The 23,390-nt window shown below is 65.6% G+C and carries 24 protein-coding genes and 2 tRNA genes; 9 read left to right on the top strand and 17 right to left on the bottom strand.

The genetic code is table 11. The features are described from left to right. Positions 1–13: 13 nt before the first annotated feature. The 6 genes from lepB to JQ603_RS24515 form a co-directional block, all read right to left on the bottom strand. On the bottom strand, positions 14–760 hold the full coding sequence (gene lepB, locus JQ603_RS24540) for a signal peptidase I (RefSeq protein WP_212343241.1): 747 nt from the start codon (positions 758–760) through the stop codon (positions 14–16). A gap of 155 nt (positions 761–915) precedes the next feature. Continuing rightward, positions 916–1,494 (bottom strand): 2OG-Fe(II) oxygenase, encoded by a 579-nt coding sequence (locus JQ603_RS24535; protein ID WP_212343240.1) that lies wholly within the window; start codon positions 1,492–1,494, stop codon positions 916–918. A 61-nt stretch (positions 1,495–1,555) separates the two neighbouring features. Beyond that, the gene (locus JQ603_RS24530; protein WP_212343239.1) at positions 1,556–2,707 is read right to left on the bottom strand and encodes a slipin family protein; all 1,152 of its coding nucleotides are present in this window, start codon (positions 2,705–2,707) and stop codon (positions 1,556–1,558) included. 339 nt (positions 2,708–3,046) lie between these two features. Further along, positions 3,047–3,111: transfer RNA gene (locus JQ603_RS24525), tRNA-OTHER, on the bottom strand. A gap of 4 nt (positions 3,112–3,115) precedes the next feature. Beyond that, a tRNA-Phe gene (locus tag JQ603_RS24520) sits at positions 3,116–3,188 on the bottom strand. 192 nt (positions 3,189–3,380) lie between these two features. Next, positions 3,381–4,214, bottom strand: a complete 834-nt coding sequence (locus JQ603_RS24515) for a LysR family transcriptional regulator (RefSeq protein WP_212343238.1) — start codon at positions 4,212–4,214, stop codon at positions 3,381–3,383. Between the two features lie 128 nt (positions 4,215–4,342). On the opposite strand from JQ603_RS24515, the gene JQ603_RS24510 reads away from it, so the two are divergent. The 3 genes from JQ603_RS24510 to JQ603_RS24500 all read left to right on the top strand — a co-directional run bounded on the left by JQ603_RS24510 (position 4,343) and on the right by JQ603_RS24500 (position 6,484). Next, positions 4,343–4,936, top strand: a complete 594-nt coding sequence (locus JQ603_RS24510; protein WP_212343237.1) for a cysteine hydrolase family protein — start codon at positions 4,343–4,345, stop codon at positions 4,934–4,936. Positions 4,937–4,948: 12 nt separating this feature from the next. Beyond that, the gene (locus JQ603_RS24505) at positions 4,949–5,587 is read left to right on the top strand and encodes a glutathione binding-like protein (protein WP_212343236.1); all 639 of its coding nucleotides are present in this window, start codon (positions 4,949–4,951) and stop codon (positions 5,585–5,587) included. Between the two features lie 72 nt (positions 5,588–5,659). Next, positions 5,660–6,484: an SDR family NAD(P)-dependent oxidoreductase gene (locus JQ603_RS24500; protein ID WP_212343235.1), complete on the top strand. Its 825-nt coding sequence runs from the start codon at positions 5,660–5,662 to the stop codon at positions 6,482–6,484. Between the two features lie 64 nt (positions 6,485–6,548). On the opposite strand, the gene JQ603_RS24495 is transcribed toward JQ603_RS24500, so the two are convergent. Then, a complete protein-coding gene (locus JQ603_RS24495) occupies positions 6,549–7,640 on the bottom strand; it encodes a DUF2778 domain-containing protein (protein ID WP_212343234.1) in 1,092 nt (363 codons plus the stop codon). Positions 7,641–8,293: 653 nt separating this feature from the next. Between JQ603_RS24495 and JQ603_RS24490 the strand changes: the two genes are divergently transcribed. Further along, the gene (locus JQ603_RS24490; RefSeq protein WP_212343233.1) at positions 8,294–8,815 is read left to right on the top strand and encodes a FecR domain-containing protein; all 522 of its coding nucleotides are present in this window, start codon (positions 8,294–8,296) and stop codon (positions 8,813–8,815) included. 74 nt (positions 8,816–8,889) lie between these two features. Continuing rightward, a complete protein-coding gene (locus JQ603_RS24485; RefSeq protein WP_212343232.1) occupies positions 8,890–10,776 on the top strand; it encodes a CHASE2 domain-containing protein in 1,887 nt (628 codons plus the stop codon). A 180-nt stretch (positions 10,777–10,956) separates the two neighbouring features. Here the strand turns inward: JQ603_RS24485 and JQ603_RS24480 are convergent, their stop codons facing one another. The 4 genes from JQ603_RS24480 to JQ603_RS24465 all read right to left on the bottom strand — a co-directional run bounded on the left by JQ603_RS24480 (position 10,957) and on the right by JQ603_RS24465 (position 14,510). Continuing rightward, complete coding sequence (locus JQ603_RS24480; protein ID WP_212343231.1) at positions 10,957–12,459, bottom strand: glycosyltransferase family 39 protein; 1,503 nt, start codon at positions 12,457–12,459, stop codon at positions 10,957–10,959. A gap of 6 nt (positions 12,460–12,465) precedes the next feature. After that, the gene (locus tag JQ603_RS24475) at positions 12,466–13,599 is read right to left on the bottom strand and encodes a glycosyltransferase family 2 protein (protein ID WP_212343230.1); all 1,134 of its coding nucleotides are present in this window, start codon (positions 13,597–13,599) and stop codon (positions 12,466–12,468) included. Positions 13,600–13,839: 240 nt separating this feature from the next. Next, positions 13,840–14,040, bottom strand: a complete 201-nt coding sequence (locus JQ603_RS24470) for a hypothetical protein (protein ID WP_212343229.1) — start codon at positions 14,038–14,040, stop codon at positions 13,840–13,842. Positions 14,041–14,129: 89 nt separating this feature from the next. Continuing rightward, entirely contained in the window at positions 14,130–14,510 is a 381-nt protein-coding gene (locus tag JQ603_RS24465) for a hypothetical protein (RefSeq protein ID WP_212343228.1), read from the bottom strand. A gap of 103 nt (positions 14,511–14,613) precedes the next feature. Between JQ603_RS24465 and JQ603_RS24460 the strand changes: the two genes are divergently transcribed. Together JQ603_RS24460 and JQ603_RS24455 are read left to right on the top strand one after the other, a co-directional pair. Beyond that, on the top strand, positions 14,614–15,450 hold the full coding sequence (locus tag JQ603_RS24460) for a DUF72 domain-containing protein (RefSeq protein ID WP_212343227.1): 837 nt from the start codon (positions 14,614–14,616) through the stop codon (positions 15,448–15,450). Between the two features lie 9 nt (positions 15,451–15,459). Then, entirely contained in the window at positions 15,460–15,921 is a 462-nt protein-coding gene (locus tag JQ603_RS24455) for a DUF488 domain-containing protein (RefSeq protein ID WP_211408933.1), read from the top strand. 109 nt (positions 15,922–16,030) lie between these two features. Here the strand turns inward: JQ603_RS24455 and JQ603_RS24450 are convergent, their stop codons facing one another. From JQ603_RS24450 to JQ603_RS24425, 6 genes are all read right to left on the bottom strand, one after another. Then, positions 16,031–16,945, bottom strand: a complete 915-nt coding sequence (locus JQ603_RS24450) for a PhzF family phenazine biosynthesis protein (protein ID WP_212343226.1) — start codon at positions 16,943–16,945, stop codon at positions 16,031–16,033. Positions 16,946–17,504: 559 nt separating this feature from the next. After that, complete coding sequence (locus JQ603_RS24445) at positions 17,505–18,812, bottom strand: adenylate/guanylate cyclase domain-containing protein (RefSeq protein ID WP_212343307.1); 1,308 nt, start codon at positions 18,810–18,812, stop codon at positions 17,505–17,507. A 109-nt stretch (positions 18,813–18,921) separates the two neighbouring features. After that, positions 18,922–20,085, bottom strand: coding sequence for an ABC transporter permease (locus JQ603_RS24440; protein ID WP_212343225.1), 1,164 nt, complete (start codon positions 20,083–20,085; stop codon positions 18,922–18,924). Further along, positions 20,082–21,014 carry an ABC transporter ATP-binding protein gene (locus JQ603_RS24435; RefSeq protein ID WP_212343224.1) on the bottom strand — a complete coding sequence of 311 codons (933 nt, stop codon included), beginning with the start codon at positions 21,012–21,014 and terminating at the stop codon, positions 20,082–20,084. Before JQ603_RS24435 ends, JQ603_RS24440 begins: the two co-directional genes overlap by 4 nt. After that, a complete protein-coding gene (locus JQ603_RS24430; protein WP_212343223.1) occupies positions 21,011–21,799 on the bottom strand; it encodes an HlyD family secretion protein in 789 nt (262 codons plus the stop codon). The genes JQ603_RS24435 and JQ603_RS24430 overlap by 4 nt, the downstream gene beginning before the upstream one ends. Further along, on the bottom strand, positions 21,796–22,485 hold the full coding sequence (locus tag JQ603_RS24425) for a TetR/AcrR family transcriptional regulator (protein WP_212343222.1): 690 nt from the start codon (positions 22,483–22,485) through the stop codon (positions 21,796–21,798). The genes JQ603_RS24430 and JQ603_RS24425 overlap by 4 nt, the downstream gene beginning before the upstream one ends. A gap of 108 nt (positions 22,486–22,593) precedes the next feature. On the opposite strand from JQ603_RS24425, the gene JQ603_RS24420 reads away from it, so the two are divergent. Together JQ603_RS24420 and JQ603_RS24415 are read left to right on the top strand one after the other, a co-directional pair. Then, a complete protein-coding gene (locus JQ603_RS24420) occupies positions 22,594–22,929 on the top strand; it encodes an ArsR/SmtB family transcription factor (protein ID WP_212343221.1) in 336 nt (111 codons plus the stop codon). Continuing rightward, on the top strand, positions 22,926–23,384 hold the full coding sequence (locus JQ603_RS24415) for an SRPBCC family protein (RefSeq protein ID WP_212343220.1): 459 nt from the start codon (positions 22,926–22,928) through the stop codon (positions 23,382–23,384). Before JQ603_RS24420 ends, JQ603_RS24415 begins: the two co-directional genes overlap by 4 nt. The last annotated feature ends 6 nt before the right edge of the window (positions 23,385–23,390 follow it).

Here is a 23,390-nt window from a genome sequence, read left to right as displayed (position 1 = left end):
GCGCCGTCGCGCCTCACTGCACCTTCCCCAGCCGCTCCATGTGCGGATCGCCGTTTTCGTCGAGCGACCAGAAGATCCGTGTCACCTTGCCGACCAGATTGTCCATCGGCACGAAACCGAACGCCGACATCATGCGGCTGTCGGTGGAGTTGTCGCGGTTGTCGCCGAGCACGAAGAAATGTCCTGGCGGCACCGTGTAGACGCTGGTGTTGTCGAGGAAGCCATTGTCGACGCAGTCGTAGGTCACATAGCTCGCGCCGCTCGGCAGCGTCTCACGCCAGCGTTTGGCCTTCGCCTCGTCATCGCCGCCGCAGGCCGCACCGGCGAACACCTCCTTCAGCGCCACGCGCGTCACCGCGCGGTCGTTGAGGATGAGCTGCCCTCCCCGCATCTGGACGCGGTCGCCGGGCAGGCCGACCACGCGCTTGACGTAGTCGACCGAGGTGTCCTTCGGCGTGCGAAACACGACGATGTCGCCGTATTCGGGGGCGGCGGCGAGGATGCGGCCCGAGATCCAGGACGGCGCGAAGGGGAAGGAATAGCGGCCATAGCCGTAGGCATATTTGGCGGCGAAGACGTAGTCGCCGACGACCAGCGTCGGCGTCATCGAACCGGACGGGATGTTGAACGGCTGATACAGGAAGAAGCGAACCAGGAACGGCGGCGACCACAGCACCGGGATCAGCAGGATCAGGACGACGATCGCCTTCCATTCGCTGGATCGCGCCGCGGGGCGGATCGTTTGCTCAAGAGTGGTCATGCGCCTGCCCGATCAAGACTGTGTCGCCGCGAGAATACGCAGCGTTTGCGCGCGCGCAATCCCTTAAACTTGGTCGCGCCGCGCGTAGATCGCGTTCACGCCAAGCGCGCACAATTGAGATGTGAAGGGCCGCCCGAGAGCGGCCCTTCACCTCGTCATGGAGTCGCGACACGGCGGTACATCACATCCGTCCGCAGCACGTATTTGCGTCCCGTCACGACCGGATCGCCGCGATGCACGATCGGATGATGGAACAGAAGTCCCATCCCTTTCGCCGGCGTAATGCGAATTGCGGGCCGGCCTGCATCGCCGCTGAACGACGTCGCACCGCCCTCGTAGTCGTCGTTCAGATAGACCATGAACGTGAAGAAGCTGCGTTCTCCGTTCGGCCGCTGAAAATAGCCATCGCGATGCCAGTCGAACTGCTGCCCGACATCGTAACGGTAGAGACGGAGCCGCTCGTTGAGCCCGATCGGGGTCCACACCCGCTGAAACTCCGGTGCAAGTCCGCTGGAGAGCCTATGATAGAGCTCAAGGGCTCGCTCCGGATCGTCGATCATGACTCGATCGTTGTTGCGCACGTCCTTCATCATGATCATGCCCCTAGACGTGGTGATGGGAGCTTCCTCGAAGCCGGTCGCTTCACCCAGGCGGATGTAGTCCTCGCATTCGGCTGCCGAAAGAAAGCCGGCGATCGTGGCAATGTTGTTCGCTCTCCAATAGATTTCTGTCATGATGGCCTCCTGATCTATCAGCTCATTCAATGAAGGGCCGCCCGTGGGCGGCCCTTCGACTTCACGCGCTCTCGGGCGCCTTCAGGCGCACGAGCCGGGTCAAGAGGGCATCGAGGCCCTGGCCGTCGCCGGCATGGAGGTCGATGCGGCCGACCTTCTCGACCAGCCGCTCCAGCGACTCCAGCTCCTTGAGCCGCAGCAGCAGGGGGTTCTCCTCCATCAGGCGGGCGGTGTTCAGGAGCGAACGCGTCGCCGCGGTCTCCTCCTGCCGGCGGATCAGGTTCGCCTTCGCGACCCGCTCCGCCTCCACCACCTTGTTCACCAGCTCCCGGATCTCGCCGGGCAGGATCACGTCCTTGACGCCGAGCTCGGTCACCTCGACACCGGACTCCGCGACGCGTGCGCGCACATAGTCGCGCAACTCCGCATCCAGCGCCGCCTTCGCAGACAGCACCTCGTCCAGCGTCCGGCCCGCGACCGCCTCGCGGATCGCGAACTGCACCAGCCGGTACAGCCACGCATCCACGTCGGGCACGGTCGCAACCGTCCGCTCGGGATCGACCACCTTACGGAACGCCGTCAGCGTCACCCGCAGCGCGATGCGATCCTTGGTCAGCATCTCCTGCGCGGTGATCTCGACCGCCTGGGGCCGCAGGTCGAGGCGCTTCACCTCGATCTTGCGGCCGACGGTCCAGAAGGCGTGCCGGCCGGACGCGAGCCGCTCGACGAGCCGGCCCTCGACGTAGAGAAGACCCGCCTCGTGGTTCTCGACCACCGTCTCGCTCGTGACGGCCGAACGGTTGCGCTCGATCATGGCCAGATGCCGCGCGCTGACCTTGGGGTCAGCGGACACATCGATGCGCTCGACATCGATGCGCGTTGCGACCTTCCAGTAGACGCGCGCCTGCCAGGGCGTCATCAGATGCACGGGCCGGCCATCGAGGCTGACGATGGCGATCTCATCCGCCCGGGTCTCGACCGCCTCGAACAGCTCGGCGGCAAGATCGGGCCGCGCGGCCTTCAGCACCGCGTAGCGCTCCGCGGAGAACTCGCTGCGGACCACGTCGAGCACCTCGGCCTTCAGCTCGTGCAGGGGATCGAACAGCCGGTGCTTGCCGGGCGCGAGCACGCGCACGAGCTGCCCGTTGCGCGTCAGCAACGCACGCTCGCCATCCTTCACCGTCACGTTCAGCGTCAGCAAATGCCAGCTCATGGCACGCCTCCATCATGTTGCCTCCGGCCGAACGCGGCCGGATAGCGGGTTGCATCTGCAAAGGACGTGAGGACGCGGACGACGCTTCCTGAAAAATCGGCGGACCGGGGCTTGAGCTTGCGTGATGGCGGGCGCACGCGCGCGATCGCGCGACGTGTGTCGCGCGGTCATGCGGAGCCACCCGGCATCAGCGCAAGCGGTATCTACCCGCGGCGCAAAGCCGGTCTCACAGTGTCTAGGTTCGGACGGAAAGCCTTGCGGCAAAACGGCCGGACTGCGACTGAAGCGCGCGTCCGGTCCTCGTCAGAGGAATCAGCTTTTCAGGCTGAAACGGAGCGCTGGAGCGGGATTCGAACCCGCGACCCGATGATTAACGTCACCTGCTCTACCCAACTGAGCTATCCTTTGTGGGACAAGAGACCGGAATCGAACCGATGCCTTCGGGTGTTCAGCCCGACGCTCTCCATGAGCTACATCCTGCTTTTTCCTTCATTCGGCGGAACACGAAGCCGGAGACCGGCACGCGCCAGTCGGGATCTCAGAGAGCCCGAACCCATGGCCTAGCGAAGGACGGCGCTAGTAGACCAGGCACGCTCGGGTTGCAAGGGGGCGATGCAAGATTTTTCGTCGCAGCGTGCGCGCTGTGACGCGATCGTCACACCGAGACGTCGCCTCAACTACGCGACATCTCCTGGAAACACCCCCTCACCCAGTCGATGGTCACGCGCGCTGCAGCGTCGCGCTTGAGATGGTTTTGCACCAGCAGCCAGACGTCGCGCCGCTTCGGCAGCAGGGTGGCGCGCAGACGGCGATCGCCGAGCAAGTCCGCGCAGACATACTCCGGCAACACGCCGGTGGCCTGATGCGCGCGGATCAGATTGCGGATGACGCGAACGTTGTCGGTGACGCAGCGCGCGCGGGCCTTCTTCGTGCGCAGGAATTGCATCTCGGGAATGGCCCCGAGCTCGTCCGGATAGGCGCACAGCATCGGCTCGCCCTCGGTCGTAACAGGCTCGAAATAATAGAGCTTGATGTCACCGAGCTTTGAGATCGCGAAGTCGCCCTTGTCGGGTTTGCGCAGGCGGATGGCGAGATCGGCCTCCCAGCGCGAGAACTTGACGTTCTCGCTCGAGGTGAGGAATTGCAGCGTCAGGCCGGGATTGGTGCGCAGGAAGTCGCTCGCGCGCGGCGACAGCACCTCCTCGGCGGCCGTGTTGGTGGAGGCGATGCGCAGGCGTCCCACCGGACCTTCCAGGCTCTCACTGAGGCGACCGATCTCGGCGGCGTGCGCGGCCATCGCCTCGACATGCGCCAGCACCGCCTCGCAACTCCGCGTCGGCCTGCGGACACCGTCGGCGGCCTCGAACAGACGCAAACCGAGCGCGCGCTCGATGCGCGACAGCCTGCGCCCGACCGTGGTCTCGTCGATGCGCAGCCGCGCGCTGGCGCCCGCGTAGGTGCCCTCGTCCCTGACGGCAGCGATGATCCGCAGATCGTCCCAGTTCATGGCGCGAGGCTATACCGGCCGGGAGCCACCTGCAATATCGCAGCCACTGGCTGCAATATCCCTGCATATCGGCAGGCCTTCCCGGGACTATGTTTGTCCTGCCTCTTGCCCCGGAGATTTCCAAGACCATGACGACCGCAAAGACCCTGCTGCAGCTCGCCGGCGCCGATCTCAACCCGCCGCGTCTTGCCGACGCCGCGCTGTTGCTGATCGACATCCAGAACGAATATCTCGCAGGCCCTCTCGCCTTGCCCGACGCAAGACCCGCGATCGCGCGCGCGACCGCGCTGCTGGCACGGGCACGCGAGAGCGGAGCTGCGATCATCCATATTGCCCATCGCGGCAAGGCCGGCAGCCTGTTCGATCGCGGCGCAGACCGCGGCGCCATCGTCGCCGAGCTGAGCCCCCGTGCCGGCGAGCTGGTGATCGAGAAGGAGCTGCCGAATGCGTTTGCCGGCACTGATCTGCGGGCGCGCCTTGCCGCAACCGACAGGAAGAACATCGTGCTGGCCGGCTTCATGACGCATATGTGCGTCAGCTCCACCGCCCGAGCCGCGCTCGACCTCGGCTTTCGCACGACGATCGACGCCGATTCCTGCGCCACGCGCGACCTGCCGGACGGCCGCGGCGGCACGCTGGACGCCCGGACCATCCACGAGGTTGCGCTCGCCGAGCTATCCGATCGCTTCGCCATCATCGCGCGCGGCGATGCACTGAAATAATGGAGCAACGCGATGCTGCAACTTTATTTCTCGCCGATGGCCTGCTCGCTCGCGAGCCGCATCGCGCTGATGGAAGCAGGCCTCGACGCGCGCTATCATCTGGTGCATCTCAGGACCAAGCAGGTCGTGGACGACGACAGCGACTTTCGCGGCGTATCGCCGAAGGGAGCGGTGCCGGTCCTCGTGCTGGAGAACGGCGAACGGCTGACCGAATGCGCGGCGGTGCTGCAATACATCGCCGACGTGAAGCCCGAGTCCGGCCTTGCGCCGCGGTTCGGCGATCCCGATCGCTATCGCCTGCAGGAATGGCTGAGCTTCGTCAGCGCCGAGATCCACAAGGCGTTCCTGTTTCCGACCTTCTGGTACCAGGACGACGGCTCGCTCGCCAAGCCGCGCGCGCGAATCCCGCAGACCTTGTCGGTGCCGTCGGCGCATCTTGCCGACCGCGAATTCCTCGTTGGCAACAGCTTCACCGTCGCGGATGCCCATCTCACCTGGGCCCTGCTGCTGCTCCGCCCCGCAGGAATCGATATTAGGCAGTGGCCGTCGTTGTTGGCCTATCTCGAACGCATGCAGGCGCGGCCAGCGGTGCGAGAGGCGATCGCGACCGAGCTGGCCCTGCGCAAGACGATGGAGGCGAGCCCGGCGTGACAGGTCGCTGGCACAGGCGATAGCGACTGGGCTAGATCTTGCGACCGACTGGCATTGCACGGGAACAAGATCATGACATCGCACGACACGACGAGGATATTGGCCGGCAAGGTCGCGCTGGTGACCGGCGCAGGGCGCGGGCTCGGCCGCGCCTTCGCGGAGAAACTTGCCGGGCTCGGCGCTGATGTTGCCGTCCATGGCATGCGCGAGAACGGGCCGGCGGAATATGGTGAGGGCACCACCCTCACGGCGGTGGCCGCAGACATCGGCCGGCAATTCGGCGTCCGCAGCCAGCGCGTGCTGGGCGACCTCACCAAGGGCGAGGACATCGCGCGCGTGATTGCGGAGACGGAAGGCGCGCTCGGCCCGATCGACATCCTCGTGCACAATGCGGGCGGCGACATCGCAGCCGCCGGAGGCAAGCCCGATCCGAACGACGCGGTGAACATCAAGGAGGCCGACGTACGCGCGGTACTGGAGCGCAATCTGCTCTCGACCATCCTGACCTGCCAGGCCGTCGCGCGCGGAATGATGCCGCGGCGGCGCGGGCGCATCGTCACGCTCGGCTCGGTCGCCGCTTTCAAGGGGCGCACCCAGGGCTCGATCTATGCGGTGTCGAAGGCCGGCGTCACCCACTACACGCGATGTCTGGCCGATCAGCTCCGCCCCTACGACATCGCCGTCAATTGCATCGCGCCTGGCGATACCCGCACCGGGCGTTTCCTCGGCACGCGCGCGGTGGACCCTGGCAGGATGGTCGAGACCGGCACGCTCGACCGCATCGCGACCGTCGACGAGGTCGCCCGGGTCGTCGAATTCTTCGCCGGCCCCATGGGCGCGTTCGTCTCCGGCCAGGTGCTGCGGATCGACGGCGGCGGACAGTGCTGGCCGGGCTGACACGTCGCGCAAAAAGAAAGGGCCGCTGCGAGCGGCCCTTTGGTTCAACCGGTATCAGCGAAGATCAGTCCACCCGCGCCAGCACCGCAAGCTTGCGGATGCCCTTGTTGCGGTAGGCGTCGAGGAACGCGTAGTAATCCTTGAACGACACGCAGCCGTTGGAGTCGCCGTTCGGTCCGAGCATGAAGGTGTGCGCGAGCAGGCCGTCGCGGCCGTAGATCGCGCTCTCGCCGCCAATCGGGGTCAGGCGCAGCGCTGGCACGCCGTGGAACAGCGCCTCGCGCGGCTTCAGCGTGTAGATGTGCGGCGGCGTCACGCCGCGCATGCGGATCTTCGAGGAGCGCGGATCGTCGAGATTGGAGCCGAGGCCGGAATGCGCCTCGAGCCTGGTGCCGTCGGGCAGATACACCATCTTGGCGGTGATGTCGTAGACCGCGGTGTCGCGCTCATAGGGCGGCGCGCCGCCGAGCATCGGGTTCATCTCCTTCGGCGCGATGGACGCCGTCACGCTGGCATCGGCCGAGGCGTAGGCGAGCAGTCCGCCGGAGGGCTCACGCTTGCCCCAGAGCTTGTCCACCATCGACTGGCGCGGCCCGGTGATCGACATCACCGCGGCCTTGGCACGGTCGGCGAACGACTTCGGCTTTGCCTCGGGCGCCGGCACGATCTCGGCCGGGTCCGCCGAGGCGAGCTGCATCTGGCCATCGGGCGCAACACGCTTGGCCTTGTCCGCAGTCTTGTCGGTAGTCTTGTCAGTGTTCTTGGCTGCCGGCTTCAGCGCTTCCGCGACCTTCGCGATCACGCTCTGCTTCGGGGCCTCTTTGGCTGCCGCAACCTGGGGCGCGGGCACGGCGCTCGCCGCATTCGACGGCACGCCCTGCGTCGCGGCGGCGGCAAAGCGCTCGTTGAACAACTCGCGCGAGATCGGGGTTGCAACCTGCAGCCGGTCGGGCAGCAGGGCAAAGGCCTCGTTGATGGCCTCGCTGGCCTCGCGCAGCGCCACCCTGGGCGCACGCTTGATCACGGGCTCGTCGTAGCCAATGCTGCCGACGGTCGGGTAGACGCTCGCGCCGAAGACGTTGCTGTAGATGGTCCAGCCGGCGCCCATCACGACGCAGCCGATCGCCGCGGCGCCAAGCCAATTGGTCGTGGTCATTTTCCGGGAAGGCTTCCGAAGAGAATTCTTGCCAGGATTTTTGGACTTCCGTGCCGCGTTACTCTGCGCAGCGATACTCGTACTCATTCGCCTTGCGTCCAGGACGGTGTCACTCAGTCCCCCTTCGAAGCGCCGCTGGTCACGATCCGGGAACAGCATCTCGCAGAGGGTCGGAGCGTCATTAAGGCGACTTTTAGTTAAATGCGGATTAAGTTCGGGCAGATGTGGGGCAGCTCGTTAACGCTGTCTCATTCTGAGAAAAAAGCCCGCAGAACTACGGACTTAGTCGCGTTTGTTAACCATAATTCTCGACTGGATCGGGCGATCAGCGAACGTCTTACGGCTGCCTCTCTAAACGCACCAACCAAGTCATTTTCGTGGTCCTCAATATCCGGACGATAGCGGGGAAGGATTGCGCGAGGCTGGTGCGCGCCATCTCCCATTCGCGCCTCTCCCCCGCTTGCGATGAGAGGGCGAGGCTTGGCGCTCACGCGGCACGGCGCCCTGACTGAAAGTTGATCGCGCCAGAACTGGAAAATGCCGCAGCGAGAAAATAGCTGCGAGAAGCGGCACTATTCAGCAGCCTCTGCGTGTGATACGGTACCGTATCAACATCGCCTTGAACTGTGCCGAGCACGCAAACGGAGGCTGGCATGAAAGGGATCGCACGCGCCGGAGTCATTGCTCTGGCGTGGTCGTTGTTGTTGATGGAATACGCGGCCGCGCAGCCGGCCCACGCGGGTTGCACGCCCTCGCCATCCGCGGCCGGAACGCAACTCTGGCGCTGCGACAACGGGATCACGATTGTCGCGGAGAATGGCGCCAGATTTGAACTAAAGGACGCCAACCGCGACGGACATATTGACTCCGTGGAGTTGAGCAGCAAAGCGCTGCTGGTCGATGTGCCCAAAAAGCCCGGCGGCAATCCCTTCAAGGTGCTGACGCCACGGGCCATCGCCGCCGTGCGCGGCACCAAATGGGCCGTCGATGTCGCAGAGGCCAAGACCGCGGTCTTCGTCGCCAACGGCCGCGTCGGCGTCTCCCGCAGGAGCGGCGGACGCGGCGTCGTGCTCGGACCGGGCGAAGGCGTCGATGTCGAGGCGACCGGTCCATTGACCGTCAAGACATGGGGCCAGCCGCGCGTCGACGCGCTGATGGCAAGACTAGGCCAATAAGACTGGGTCAATAAGGCTCCGAGAATTGAGGCCCGCGCAGCAAGGCCCGGGCTACAAAGAGATTGCATGACGTAATGACGAGACGCGTTCAGATTCTGGTGGCCCTCGTCCTCACCGCGCTGTGGGGTGCCGGCATCTATGCAGCTCACGCCAACGGTCATCTTCGCTTTCTCGATCGCCTCGAGGCGACGCTGACGGATTGGCGGACGCAGGTCCGCGGCGTGCAGGCACCGCCCGATCTCGTCACCATCGTCGCGATCGACGACACCGTGGTGAAACGCGGCGGCAGCTATCCGCTGCCGCGCGCCGATCTCGCCCGCGTCGTCGACACCATCGTGCAGTTCAAGCCCAAGGTCGTCGCCATCGACCTGCTGCTGGTCGACCGCAGCGCCGCGATCGGAGATGCCACGCTCGCCAGTACGCTCGCCACCGGTCCGATGGTGCTCGCGGCCGCGGCGATCTTCCCGTCCGCGAGCGAGACCGTGGCGCTCGGCAGCCAGGGGCCCCTCGCCGTCCTGCCGCAAGCTGAGCGCTTCCTGCTGCCGCTGCCGGCATTTGCCGACCATGCCGAGGTCGGCGTCGTCAACGTCGCCACGGGACAATCCGGCTCGCCGCTTTCGGTGCCGATGCTGTTCCGGACCCATGACAAGGTCGAGCTCTCATTCCCCTTGCGCGTCGCGACCCGCGCGCTCGACAAGCCGCTGACGATCGCGCCGGACCATCTCATGCTGGGCGATCGCGCCGTGCCGACCGACAGCGACTTCGCGCTGCCGATCACTTATTACGGCCCACGCCGCACCATCCGCACCGTCAGCGCGCAGAGCATCTTCGACGGCACGCTCAATCGCGCGGCAATCGAGAACCGGATCGTGGTGATCGGGGCCTCGGTCGCCGGCGGCGGCGACTTCTATCCGACGCCGTTCGACTCCCTCATGCCCGGCGTCGAAGTGATCTCCACCGCGATCACCCATCTCGTCGCCGGCGACGGCATCATGCGCGACCGCAAGGTTCATATCGCCGATGCGCTCATCGCGATCCTGTTGCCGGTGCTGCTGGTCGGCCTGCTCGCCTGGCGGCGCAGCGCGCTCGGGCTTGTCGCCGCCGCCGTGGTGATGATCGCCTGGGCCGGGCTCAACCTGTTCGCCTTCACGCACGGCGTCTGGCTGAACGCCGCGACCACGCTCGCAGCGACGGTCCCGCCGGTTGCGGTCTTTGCCGGCGTGCAGCTGTGGGCGGGAAGCCGCAAGGCCCAATATCTCACCGCCAAGAGCAGGTCGCTGGCGCAGTTCCAGGCGCCGGCGGTGCAGGAATGGCTGGCGCGCGATCCCGATTTCCTGGCGAAGCCGGTCCGGCAGAATGCGGCCGTCGTCTTCATCGATCTCTCGGGCTTCACCGCGCTCAGCGAACGGACCGATCCCGATGCGTTGCGGGATATCCTGAATGCGTTTCACGCGCGGATCGACACGGCGGCGACAGCGTGCGGCGGCATCGTCACCGGCTTCCTCGGCGATGGCGCCATGATCCTGTTCGGCCTGCCCGGCGCGATGCCCGACGATGCGGCGCGCGCGCTCAAATGCGCCATCGAGCTGCATCGCAGCGTCGATCGCTGGATCGCTTCACTGCCGCCCGCAATCGGGGATCAGCTCGGCTTCAAGATCGGCGCGCATTGCGGCCCGATCGTCGCCTCGCGCCTTGGCGGCAGCCACCAGCACATCACCGCGACGGGCGACACCGTCAATGTCGCGAACCGGCTGATGGAGGTCGCGGCCCAGAACGGCGCGCAGCTCGCGCTCAGCGATACGCTGCTGGATGCGGCCGACTTCCTCGGCGACCCCGACAGCTCGTTGAGAGGCCCGCTGCGCACGCAGGTCCGCGGCCGCTCCGGCACGGTTGCGGTCTGGTTCTGGCGCGACGAGAGCAAGCCGGGCGCGGCGGCGACCGGGGCAGAGATGATCGACTGAACACTCCCTTGTCGTCCCGGCCTCGTGCGCAATTGCGCACGAGGGGCCGGGACCCATAACCACAGGGAGCGATTTGGCGAAGGCTGGTCGTGAACAGATCTTCACGCGGTACGGACACCTGCGCTAATCGATAGATCACGCGGTATGGGTCCCGGCCTGCGCCGGGACGACGATGAGGGTCTACCTTGCTTCCGGCGGCGGCGAGCGGTCGAGCACGTCGCCCTTGGCGCCTTCCAGGAGATCGATGCCGTAGGTCTCGACCACGAGCGGGCCGCGCTTGCGCTGCAATTGCGCGATTTGCGTCAACTGCGCAAAGAGGTCGTGGACAGCAGGATGGCCGCCTGCGCGCAGCTCGTCGACATAGAGCAGCTTGCCGGCGAGCAGCTTGGGATCGGGCTCGGGCATGTTGACCCAGCGGATGCGCTGGTTCTGCTGCACCACGCAGGTGCCGCGCGGCAGGTAGAAGGCGAGCCAGCCCGTGGTGCCGTAGTCCGGCGCAAGCACGCAGGTCGCACCAACGCGCGCGCGCTCGGCTTCGATTTGCGCGGCGAGCTCGCGCCAGCCGACACCGACGCTGCGCACGGTCGCGTCGCGGCGATAGCCCGACAGCCAGCCGGTGTTGGCCTGCACGATCAGCGCTGCGAACATCACGATGCCCACGGGCGCGGCCCAGCGCAGGCAGAAGTCCGCCAGGCGGCGCGCGCGCGGCTTCCACTGCACGAGGTTGGCGGCGGCCGCGGCCGCGATCACGAAGGGCGGATAGACCGGCGCAAACCAGTTGGCCTCGACGCGGGCATGCAGCGAATGCCAGACGAAATAGGCGACGATGGTCCAGAACATCGTCTCGATCAGCACGCGCGAGGCCTGCGCGCCGGCCCGATACCAGGTCAGCGCGTGCAGGCCCATCGCGCCGAGGATGAAGACCAGCGGGGTCGCGAACGCGATCTGGGTCGGGATCAGCTCAGCGATGAAGACCGGACGGAAGTCCTCGATCTTGGCGCGCCCGAGCTGCTTTGCGAACGAGACCCATTGATGATCGGCGTTCCAGAGGATCACCGGCGAGAACAGCGCCAGCGCAACGAGGCCGCCGAGATAGGGCCAGGGCGAGAGAAACCACCGCCTGAGCTTCGGCACGGAAACGAGCCAGATCAGGATGGCCGCGCCAAAGAACATCGCGGTGTATTTCGACAGCAGCGCCGCGCCGACCGCGGCGCCGACCGCGAGCCACCAGATGCCGCGGCCGGTCTCCAGCACCTTGGCGAGGAAGAACAGCACGAAGCTGGAGGCGACCAGCAGCGGCGCATCGGGCGTCACGATCAGCGTGCCGACCGAGGCCAGCAGCGTCACGTTGAGCAGGATGGCGCTGGTCGCAGCGACACGGGCGCCGCCGAACAGGATCGCGGCCGAGCGGTAGATCGCATAGCTCATCGGCAGCGCGAGCAGGATCGAGACCAGGCGGACGCCGAGCTCGGTGTCGCCGGCGATCATGGTGCCGGCGCGGATGACGTAGGCGACCATCGGCGGGTGGTCATAGTAGCCACCGGCCAGGTTCTTCGACCACATCCAGTAATAGGCTTCGTCGAAGGTGATCGGCGTGAATGCGGCCGCGACCAGCCGCAGGGCCACCAGCGCGAGAATCACCAGCGCGGTGTTGCGGACGATCCGCGCGTCAGCTCCGCCCATTGCGAGCTATTTCTTGCGCCAGACGAACAGTCCGGACATCGCGTAGTTCCACACCACGCCCATCAGCGCGCCGGCCATGCCGGCCAGCCACCAGATCGGCTCCTGGTCGTAGACCGAGAAAGCGACGCCGACATTGGCGAGCAGGCCGACGCTGCACACGATGTAGAAGGCGATCAAGCCGCGCAGCAGCGCAAAGCCCTTCAGCCGCTGGTCGCGATAGGTGAGGAAGTTGTTGAGGATGAAATTGCTGGTCATGGCGACGATGGCGCCGGCAGCCTGCGCCTCCGCGAACGGCGCCTTGAACAGCTGGAGGGCGATGAACAGCGTGGTGAGATGCACCACGAGGCCGATGCCACCGACCATCGCGAACAGGATGAAGCGCAGCGAGACGATGTCGTTGGTCAGCTTGGCCAGCACCAGGCCGAGGAAGTCGAGCGCGACCATGGAATCGAGCTTGCTCTCGCCGTGCTGGCGGGCGCCGAAGGTGTAGGGAATCTCGACGGCGCGCAAGCCGCCATGGGCGGTTGCGACGACGTCGAGCAGGATCTTGAAGCCGTGCACCGACAGCTTTGGCGCGAGCTGCTCGAAACGGTCGCGGCGGATCATGAAGAAGCCGCTCATGGGATCGGCGATCTCGACCCGCAGCATCTTCCTGGCGACCTCGGTCGCCAGCGCGCTGGCGCCGGCGCGCTGCTTGTTGAAGCCTTCGCTCTTGTAGCCCTCGATATAGCGGCTGCCGACCACGAGCTCGGCCTGGTCGCTCGCGAGCAGCAGCAGCATCTTCGGCAGTTGCGTCTCGTCGTGCTGGAGGTCGGCGTCGATCACGGCCACATAGGGCGCGCTGGAGGCCAGGATGCCCTCGATGCAGGCGCCCGACAGGCCGCGGCGGCCGATGCGGCGGACGCAGCGCACGCGGCTGTCGCGCTGCGCCAGCGCGCGCACGACGTCCCAGGTGCCGTCGGGCGAATTGTCGTCGACGAACACGACTTCCCAGGCGACGTTGACGAGCGTCGCCTCCAGGCGCCGGTACAGCACCGTGACATTGTCGCGCTCGTTGAAGGTCGGGACGATGACCGACAGTTCCGGCCCCTCTTGAGCCTGCGGCGGATGGTCGGAGCCCGGTCTGATCGCTTCATTCATGACGGCAGCGTATATCCGCCGCGTCCTGCGCTGCCAAGCCGGGGTTTTAAGGGGGGACGGGCCAAAAGGGGCCCTAAAATGCCAACGACCCCGGAACGGCGGACCGCGCGTACATCCGGCGCAGGCCCAAGCTATTCCAAGGTCGTCCCAGCGCCGGAGTTTTTTGCTCAACGTCGCCGTTAGAAGCTAGATGGGGACGGCAAAACCGCTTTTCAAGGGGACAAAAGCCCCTTTCCGGGATTAGTTCGGGACTTCCTTGATCACCGGGCCTCGCGGCACGGGCGCGGCAGGGGCTGCCGGTGCCGCCGCAGGGCCCGGCTCGACCTTGGCCGGCTTTGGCGGCTTGCCGTACTGGCCGATCGGCCCGAAGACGACGGCGACCGCAAGCACGACCGCCGCAACGATCGCGCCCAGAATGCCCCCCACCGACTCAGACGACATGGAAACCCATCCCTGTTCCAGATGCGGCGAGTGATACCACGGATGAACGCGCAGCCGGAAGGGCCCCAAGGACCAGACAATCAATGGAGCTATTTCTGCGGCGGCCTGTGCTTGACGAAGGCCGTGACGATGTCCTTCTGCGCCGACTCGACCGCCCTGTTCGCGGTCGCGAGATGGGCGCCGGCATCGATGTTCGGATATTGCGTGGTGAGATAGTCCAGCAAGGCCACCCGGTAATATTGCCGCTCGGACGGACAGGCGCCCGCGACCGAGCGGCCGAAATCCTGCTCCGACAGGCCCTGATTGGAATCGCGCGAATATTCCCGCGCCAGGCAATGCCAGTAATCGTCGCGGCCCTGCATCGCGAGCTTCTGCGCGTTCTTGTCGTCGTCATCGTCCGCCCTAACAGCAGACATCATGGCAGCAGATGTCATCATGATGAGCGCCGCTCCCAGCATCAGCATCCGCATCTTGTTCTCCTTTTCGCAGATGATCTTCGCGAGCTTAGACGGGACGCGGCAACTGGCCAATCACAACTGGTTTGATTAGGATGCCGGCCTCCCCTCCACGTCGATGCGAGATCCTTCCGTGGCCAAAGCAAAAACCGTGTCCAAAAAATCCGGCAACATCTTCATCGGCATCGGCGGCTGGACCTTCGAGCCCTGGCGCGGCGTTTTCTATCCTGAGAAGCTGACGCAGGCGAAGGAGCTGTCCTATGCGGCCTCGAAGCTGACCTCGATCGAGATCAACGGCACCTATTACGGCTCGCAGAAGCCGGAGAGCTTTCGCAAATGGGCGAGCGAGGTGCCCGAAGGCTTCGTGTTCTCGGTCAAGGGACCGCGCTTTGCCACCAACCGCCGCGTGCTGGCCGAGGCCGGCGATTCCATCAAACGGTTCTATGATTCCGGCGTGCTGGAACTCGGCGACCATCTCGGTCCGGTGCTGTGGCAGTTCGCGCCGACCAAGAAGTTCGACGGCGCCGATTTCGGCAAGTTTCTGGAGCTGCTCCCCCGCAAGCTCGACGGGCGCGCGCTGCGCCATGTGGTCGAGGTCCGCCACGACAGCTTCTGCACGCCCGACTTCGTCGCGCTGATCCGCGAATTCGAGACGCCGGTGGTGTTCGCCGAGCATGGCAAGTATCCCGCCATCGCCGACGTCGCCGGCGATTTCGTCTACGCGCGGCTGCAGAAGGGCAATGACGAGATCAAGACCTGCTATCCGCCGAAGCAGCTCGATGCCTGGGCCGAGCGCTTCAAGGATTGGGCTTCGGGCGGTGAACCGGACGACCTGCCGAAGGTTGACGAGGCAAAGCCGAAGAAGGAGCCGCGCGACGTGTTCGCCTATGTCATCCACGAGGGCAAGGTGCGCGCACCGCATGGCGCCATGGAACTGATCGCGCGGGTGAGCTGAGGATGGTTCATGGCAAAGGCGAAGAAGCTCTTCACCATCGGCTATGAGCAGACACCGCCCAAGGCGGTGCTCGACGAGCTGGAAGAAGCCGGCGTCAAGCTCGTGGTCGACGTGCGCGCAGTGACGTCGTCGCGGCGGCCCGGTTTTTCCAAGAAGCAGCTGTCCGCAGGCCTCGACGAGCGCGGCATCGCCTATGTCCATCTCGCCGCGCTCGGCACGCCCAAGGAGGGGCGCCTCGCCGCCCGCAGCGGGCAATATGACGTGCTGGAGAAGATCTATTCAAAGCACCTGAAGACGCCGCAGGCGAAGGAAGAGATGGACGAGCTCTCGGCGCTGGTGAAGAAGGCCGGCCCGGTGTGCCTGCTCTGCTACGAGCGCGACCACACCCATTGCCACCGCCAGATGATCGCGGAGATCATCGAGGAACGCGATGGGGTGACGGTGAAGAATCTGGCGGGGCGGCAGGTGTAGGTCTCGTCATTCCGGGGCGCGCGTAGCGCGAGCCCGGAATCCATCAGGCGGCAGTACGCGTGGCGAGATGGATTCCGGGCTCGCGCTACGCGCGCCCCGGAATGACGGCTTACCCCTCCCCCGCGAGCCGGAACGTCCCCTCCATCATCCGCACGCAGCTGCCGCCGACATGGGCGGAGACGATCTTGCCGTCCTGCTTGCGCACGCGCGTCAGCAGCAGGCTCGGCCGCCCCATGTCAAAGCCTTGGCCGACCGTGAGCTTCAGCTCGCCGTCGCGCACGGGATCGAGATCGGCGAACAGCGCGGCGGCGGCAACTGTGGCGCTGCCGGTGGCTGGGTCCTCGGCGAAGCCACCGGCGCCGCGCATGAACATCCGCGCCTGGATATCGCAAGGCGCCTCCGCCGCGGCCACGTCGCGCGTATAGAACCACACCGAGAAGGCACCGTCGCGCGGAAGCACCCTGCCGAAGGCGGCGGCATCGGGCCTCGCCCGCTTTAGCGCATCGCGCGAATGCAGCTCCGCCACCACGAACGGCGTCCCGACGCCGACGACCTGTGGCGCATGGTGATCGGTCCTTATGTCATCAGCCGTCAGGGAGATGCAGGCCGCAACGTCAGCGGCGGAAACTTCCGCCAGTCGCGACAGCGGCTGCGGCGCGGTCAGCTCGGTGCTGATGACCCTTCCCTGCTCGCGAAAAATGTCGACCGGCACGAGACCCGCCTTCTCCTCGAACAGAAGGCGCGGCTTCGGCTCCTTCGCAAGACTCGCCAGCACGAAGGAGGTGCCGACATTGGGGTGACCGGCGAACGGCATCTCTCTCACCGGCGTGAAGATGCGCACCTCGGCGTCATTGGCCTTGTCGCGCGGCGGCAGCACGAAGGTGGTCTCGGAATAGTTGAACTCGGTGGCGATCGCCTGCATCTGCTGCGTCGTGAGCCCGCCGGCGTCGAGCACCACGGCGAGCTGGTTGCCGCCGAAGGCGCGGTCGGTGAACACGTCGACGGTGATGTAGCGGCGCTGCATCTGCACTTCCCCATGCAAGTCGCGGCCACGAGCGGCCGCATCGCGCAGCACTCTACAAGCCGAAAACATCGCCCGTCATGCCCCAAAATTGAGTGCAATCGGAGCAATCGCATTGACGTGTTGGAAGCTAACGGGCCGCAGCAATTCGCGAAGCCGGGCTAGCGCATTTCGCCAGCCCGACATCGTCGGTCGTGATCGTTAGTAGGCGTACGAGTAGCCCGTGTTCGGCAGGCAGGGGGGCTGCGTGTAGGGCGCAGAGGCATACGAACCCTCTGCCGGAGCCCTGACGCAGGAGTCGGTCGCCGCCTGAGTCACAGCGGCGTGCGGCGGGGCAGCGTGGCGCACCGATGCGGCCTGAGCCTGGGTGGCGGCGGCGGCGATCAGGACGGCAGCAACAAGGGTCAATCGGGTCATTGGCTTTCTCCGGGTAACAAGTGAAAGCCGAGACGTTTCGGCTTCCAAAGTGCAGGACCCGAAAGCTAGCAGGGAAATTTCATCACGCGGTTTCAACCCAGCGCGACCGCGCTTCAACGACGCGCGACTCACATGTGAAGGCGCGCTAACCGAGCTGAAACACCGCTACCTTCTGCTCGTAGCCGCGCACCTCGACCTCGCCGAGCGGGACGGCATCGCTGGCGTCTTCGCCGAGCGCTTCGCGAACGGACTCGGAGATCAGGAGCTGCGAGCCGAACTCCTTGTTCAGCGCCTCCAGGCGCGAGGCGAAGTTCACGGTGTCGCCGATCACCGTGTACTCCTTGCGCCGGGGCGAGCCGATATTGCCGGCGACGACCTCGCCGAAATGGATGCCGATGCCGATCCGCAGCGGCCAGCTCGTCTCCGCGTTGATATGGTCCATCGCGCTCAGCATCTCGCGACCCGCGGCGACCGCACGGTGCGCGGCGTCGGATGCCTCTAGCGGCGCACCGAACAGCGCGAGAAAGCCGTCGCCCAGAAACTTGTTCACGATGCCGCCCTGGCGGTCGAGGATGTCGACCAGCACCGCGAAGGCGCCGTCGAGCCGGTCGACCACCTCCTGCGGGGTGCGCGTCTGCGCCCCGGCGGTGAAGCCGCGGAAATCGACGAACATCACCGCGACGCGGCGGACGTCGCCGCTTGCGCTGGTTCCTGTCGCCATCAGCCGCTCCACCACTTGCGGGGACACATGCTGGCCGAACAGGTTCGTCACGCGGTCGCGCGCGGTGGCGGCTGCGATGCTCGCGGCAAACTGGCGGCGGAGCTGCGCACCGACGGCGCCCGCAAGCACGCCGCAGATCAGGATGACAGTGCTACGCACGGCGTGGAAGTAGGCCAGGGGCTCGCCTGCGTCGTTCACCGAATTGTAATACAGCGCGACGGCGAGGAGTTGGGCCGCAGCCACGAATCCCGTGAAGGTGGACAGCCAGAAATCGAGCCGCAGCGTCGAAAGAATGACGAAAATGAAATAGACCAGCGGCAGCACGAAACCAAGCGCGGGCCCAGCGCCCATGCTGCGGATCTGCAGGATCAGGATGATCGTCGGCAGCGACGTTTCGATAAAGGCGCCGATATAGCGCCTGATCACCGGCAGGTCGCGATCGAGCTTGAGGTTTCGCCTGATCTGGCTGTGGACCCAGGCCTCGAACAGGATGAAGCCCCCCAACAGGATGTATTCGCGGACGAGGCCTTCCGTCCCGCGCCAGACCCGGTTGACGAGAGCAGGGTCGATCAGGAAGGTCGAGGTGAGGAACAGGATCATGACGCAGCCGGTGATGATCAGCGCCCGCACCCGCAACAGCTCGGTGCGCAACACCTCCCGCGTCAGCTCGCGCTCGACGTCCTCCGACAGAACGGCATGCTGCCGCGTCTTCCTGCTCGCAAACCTGGCCATCATTCCCCCTGGTCATTCCGGGGCGATGCGACAGCATCGAACCCGGAATCTCGAGATTCCGGGCCCACGCTTCGCGTGTCCCAGAATGACGTTCAAGGGCCAGTTTGCCTCAATCCAGCGTGCGGCGGAAGCGCGTCACGGCGATGGTCATGGCGATCAGCATCAGGGCCGCCAGCGCCAGCGCGTCGAAGCGCAGGTTCTGCATGGTCGCGCCCTTCAGCATGATGGCACGGACGATGCGCAGGTAATGCGTCAGCGGCAAGGCCTCGCCGACATATTGCGCCCAGGCCGGCATCCCCGCGAACGGGAACATGAAGCCGGAGAGCAGGATGCTCGGCAGGAAGAACATCATCGACATCTGCATGGCCTGGAGCTGGTTCTGCACCAATGTCGAGATGGTGTAGCCGATCGACAGATTGGTGGTGATGAACAGCGTCGAGAGCAGCGCCAGCAGGAACAGATTGCCGAGCACGGGCACGCCGAACAGGCCGACGCCGATGCCGATGATCAGGAAGGCCTGCACGAAGCCGACCAGCACGTAAGGGATGATCTTGCCGAACATCACCTCGACCGGCTTGATCGGCATCGACAACAGGCTCTCCATGGTGCCGCGCTCGACCTCGCGCGTGACCGAGAGCGCGGTGAAGATCAGCATGGTCATGGTGAGGATGGTGCCGACGAGGCCCGGCACGATGTTGAGGCTCGAAGCCGCGGCCGGATTGTAGCGGGCATGCGCGCGGATCTCGAACGGCATCTCCGGGGGATCGCCGATATAGAGATCGTGCTTGAGTGCGGTCTGCACGACCATGCCGAGCGAGCCGATCGCCGAGCTCGCCGCAACCGGATCGGTGGCGTCGGCCGCGACCAGCAGCGCCGGCTTGTCGCCGCGCCGGACCGCCCGCTCGAAGCCGCGCGGGATCTCGACGCCGAACAGCACCTTGCCGGATTTCAAGAGATTGTCGAAATCGTCGACGTCGTGCACCTCGTAGAGGAAACGGAAATAGGCGGTATTCTCCAACGCCTTCAGGATCGAGCGGGCGAGGTCGGAATCCTCCTGCAGCAGCACCGCGCTCGGCAGACGGTGCGGCGTGGTGTTGATGGCGTAGCCGAACAGCAGGAGCTGCATCACCGGCAGCATCACGATCATCGCAAACGAGACGCGGTCGCGCCTCAGCTGGATGAACTCCTTGATCAGCATCGCGTAGGAGCGCTTCCAGAAGCCGAAGCGTTCGCGGATCTCGTGCGTTGGGGCGGTTTGATCGGCTGCGCTCATTGGAAATTGTCCCTGGAGCGGCTCATCAGCTCGATGAAGACGTCCTCGAGCGACGGCGACGATTTATGCCAGTGCAGGCCGCTCTTGTCGCGCCACGGCGCGATGCTGGCCTCTAACGCGGCAACGTCGCGCCCGGAGACGTGCAGCGAGGTCCCGAACGGGGCCACCATGTCCACGCCCGGCTTGCCGGTGAGCGCGGCCGTGAGCCCGTTCAAGTCCTCGCCCGTGACGGTGTAGGTCGTGAGCGCCGACTTCGCGATCACCTCCTCCACCGTGCCGTGCGCCAGCAGATGGCCGTAGGCGATATACGCGATCTCGTGACAGCGCTCGGCTTCGTCCATGTAGTGGGTCGAGACCAGCACGGTGAGGCCGTCGGCCGCGAGCGCATGGATCTCGTTCCAGAAATCGCGCCGCGCCTTGGGATCGACGCCCGCCGTCGGCTCGTCCAGCAGCAGCAGCTTTGGGCTCGGCAGCGTGCAGGCCCCGAGCGCCAGCCGCTGCTTCCAACCGCCGGAGAGCTCACCGGCAAGCTGCTCCTCGCGCCCCGACAGCCCGAGCCGCTTGATCATGTCGCGTGCGGCGCCGCGGGCGTCGGTGAGGCCGTAGAGCCGTGCGACGAATTCGAGATTCTCGCGCACCGACAGGTCCTGGTACAGGCTGAAGCGCTGGGTCATGTAGCCGACCTGGCGCTTGATCTTCTCGGCATCGCGCCGGATGTCGTAGCCGAGGCAGGTGCCCTCGCCGCTGTCGGGCGTGAGCAGGCCGCAGAGGATACGGATGGTGGTGGTCTTGCCCGAACCGTTCGGCCCGAGGAAGCCGTAGATCGAGCCGCGCTTCACCTGCATCGACAGATCGTGCACGACCTCGCGGCCGCCGAACGACTTGGACAGGCCCTTGACGTCGATCGCGATGCCGTTGCCGCCGTTCATCGCTTGTCCGCCATGGGTGTCTTGGGATTGAGGTAGACGTCGATCGGCTGCCCGACGCGAAGAGCGTCGGGACGCGAGGGCCGCGCCTGGATGAGATAGACGAGCTTGTTGCGCTCCTCGAGGCTGTAGATGACAGGCGGGGTGTATTCTGCCGAGGTCGCGATGAAGTAGATCTTCGCGGTGAGATCGGCCGCGCAATTGTCGCAGGCGATCCGCACCGTGTCGCCGATGGCAAGCTTCGGCAGCTCGGTCTCCGGCACGAAGAAGCGCAGCTTCATGTTGCCGGGCGGCATGATCGAGAGCACCGGCCGCTGCGCCGCCACCATCTCGCCCTCGCGGAAATAGATCTGCTGGATGGTGCCGGCCACCGGGGCAAAGCCCTTGCGCCGCGCCATCCGCGTCTCCGAGGTCGCCACTCGCGCCTCGGCCACGCGCAGGGCGGAGACGGCCGAGTCGAGATTGGCCTGGGTGCCGGAGCCGGTCTTGTTCAGCGAGGCCGCACGATCATAGGTCTGCTGCGCATTCGCCAGCGTGGCCTTGTTCTGGTTGAGATCGGCGAGCTGGAGATCATCGTCGACGGAATAGAGCTGATCGCCGACCTTGACCTCGTCGCCCTCGCGCACGCCAAGCTTCGTCACCCGGCCCGCTTCATCGGGGCTGACATAGATCATGTCGGCCTCGACCCAGCCCTGGAAACCGGGATCGCGCTTCTCCTTGCATCCGGCAAGGCCGGTTGCGAGCACGAGCGCCAATGCAAATGCAGAAAATACCCGCGACGACATCATGTCGTCCTCCGTTCGCCAAAAATCAAATCAAGATGAACGCGCAGCATGTCCTGCGCATCGAGCGGCGCATGCCGCGCAAACAGGCTCTGCCAGATCACCGCGATCATCGCGGGCGCGACCAGGATCTGCGGATAGCGCGCGAGATCCTTTTCGCGGATCTCGCCGCGGGCAATGCCGAGCTCGATCAGCGCGCGCATGGCGGCGATCCCGCGCGAGACCACCTCGCGGTAGTAGAAGTCGGCGACCGAGGGAAAACGCGGCCCCTCCGCCACGATCAGGCGCACGAGATCGCCGCGCTTCGTGCCGATCACCTCCTTCAGGAAGTTGCCGGCGAAGGCCTCGATCAGGTCGCGCACCGAGCCCGCCGGAGGCGGCAGTGTGGTCAGCCGCGCCACGACAGGCACGATGACGATGCGCACCAGCTCCTCGAACATCGATTCCTTGTCCTTGAAGTGCAGGTAGATCGTGCCTTTCGCCACGCCCGCACGCTTGGCGATGTCATCGAGCCTGGTCGCGGCAAAGCCGCGCGCGATGAATTCCTCCATCGCCGCCTCCACGATCGCCGCACGCCGCTCCGCCGCGCGCGTGGCGCGGTTCGAGGCGGGCGCCTCCACGCTGCCAGCAGGGCCCTTCGCGCTGGCGCGGGTTGCGGTCGGCAAGGCAGCTTGGGTCGGCTTCTTGGTCATTTGTAATATATGACTGACTAGTCAGTCATAGTCAAGACAGTGAAGCAGTCCTATTCAAGCCAATGAATTAGCATTGACTAATGAATTAGCCGGTGCTAATTGAACTACATGATTGAAGCTGCCCCAAACCCCGTCACCACCGTCATGCGCGCCCTCGCCGATCCGACCCGGCGTGCCGTGTTCGAGCGTGTGTTCGAGAGCAAGGAGATCAGCGTCGCCGAGCTGACGCGCGGCAGCGGTGTCACGCAAGGAGCCGTCTCGCAGCACCTGAAGTCGCTGAAGCAGGCCGGCCTCGTCGCCGAGCGTGCCGAGGGCCGCAACGTCTACTACCGCGCCGCACCGCAGGGACTCGAACCTCTGGTGACCTGGATGGATCATTACGGCGTCTTCTGGCGCGAGCGCTTCCAGAACCTGCGTGACCTCTTGAAGGAGATCGACCCGTGAGTGCAGCCGCGTTGCAAGCCGAAACAAAAGACATCGTCATCGACGAGGTCTTCCCTCACACGGCCGAGACGATCTGGAAGGCGCTGACCAGCGCGCAGCTGATCGCGCGCTGGCTGATGCAGCCGACCGGCTTTGAAGCCGTCGAAGGCAACGCCTTCACGTTCCAGACCAAACCGGGCGGCAACTGGGACGGCGTCATTCATTGCCGGGTTCTCGAGGTCGTGGCTTTCAGGCGCCTCGTCTACGCCTGGAAGGGCGGCGATGCGCGCAACACCGGCTACGGCGCGCCGCTCGACACCGTGGTGACCTGGTCCCTCACCCCGGTCGAAGCCGGCACGCGGATCCGCCTGGTTCATGCGGGTTTCGTCCTGCCCAGGAACGAGTCGGCCTACACGGTGATGAGCGGCGGCTGGAAGAAGGTCGTGCGTCAGCTCGACGAGATCAGCGGCGAGTAAGGAGAT

It is taken from the genome of Bradyrhizobium liaoningense, from assembly GCF_018130825.1.
Classification (GTDB): domain Bacteria; phylum Pseudomonadota; class Alphaproteobacteria; order Rhizobiales; family Xanthobacteraceae; genus Bradyrhizobium; species Bradyrhizobium liaoningense_B.
Note: the sequence above shows the minus strand (reverse complement) of the source record. Positions and strands in the feature narration are given on the sequence as shown.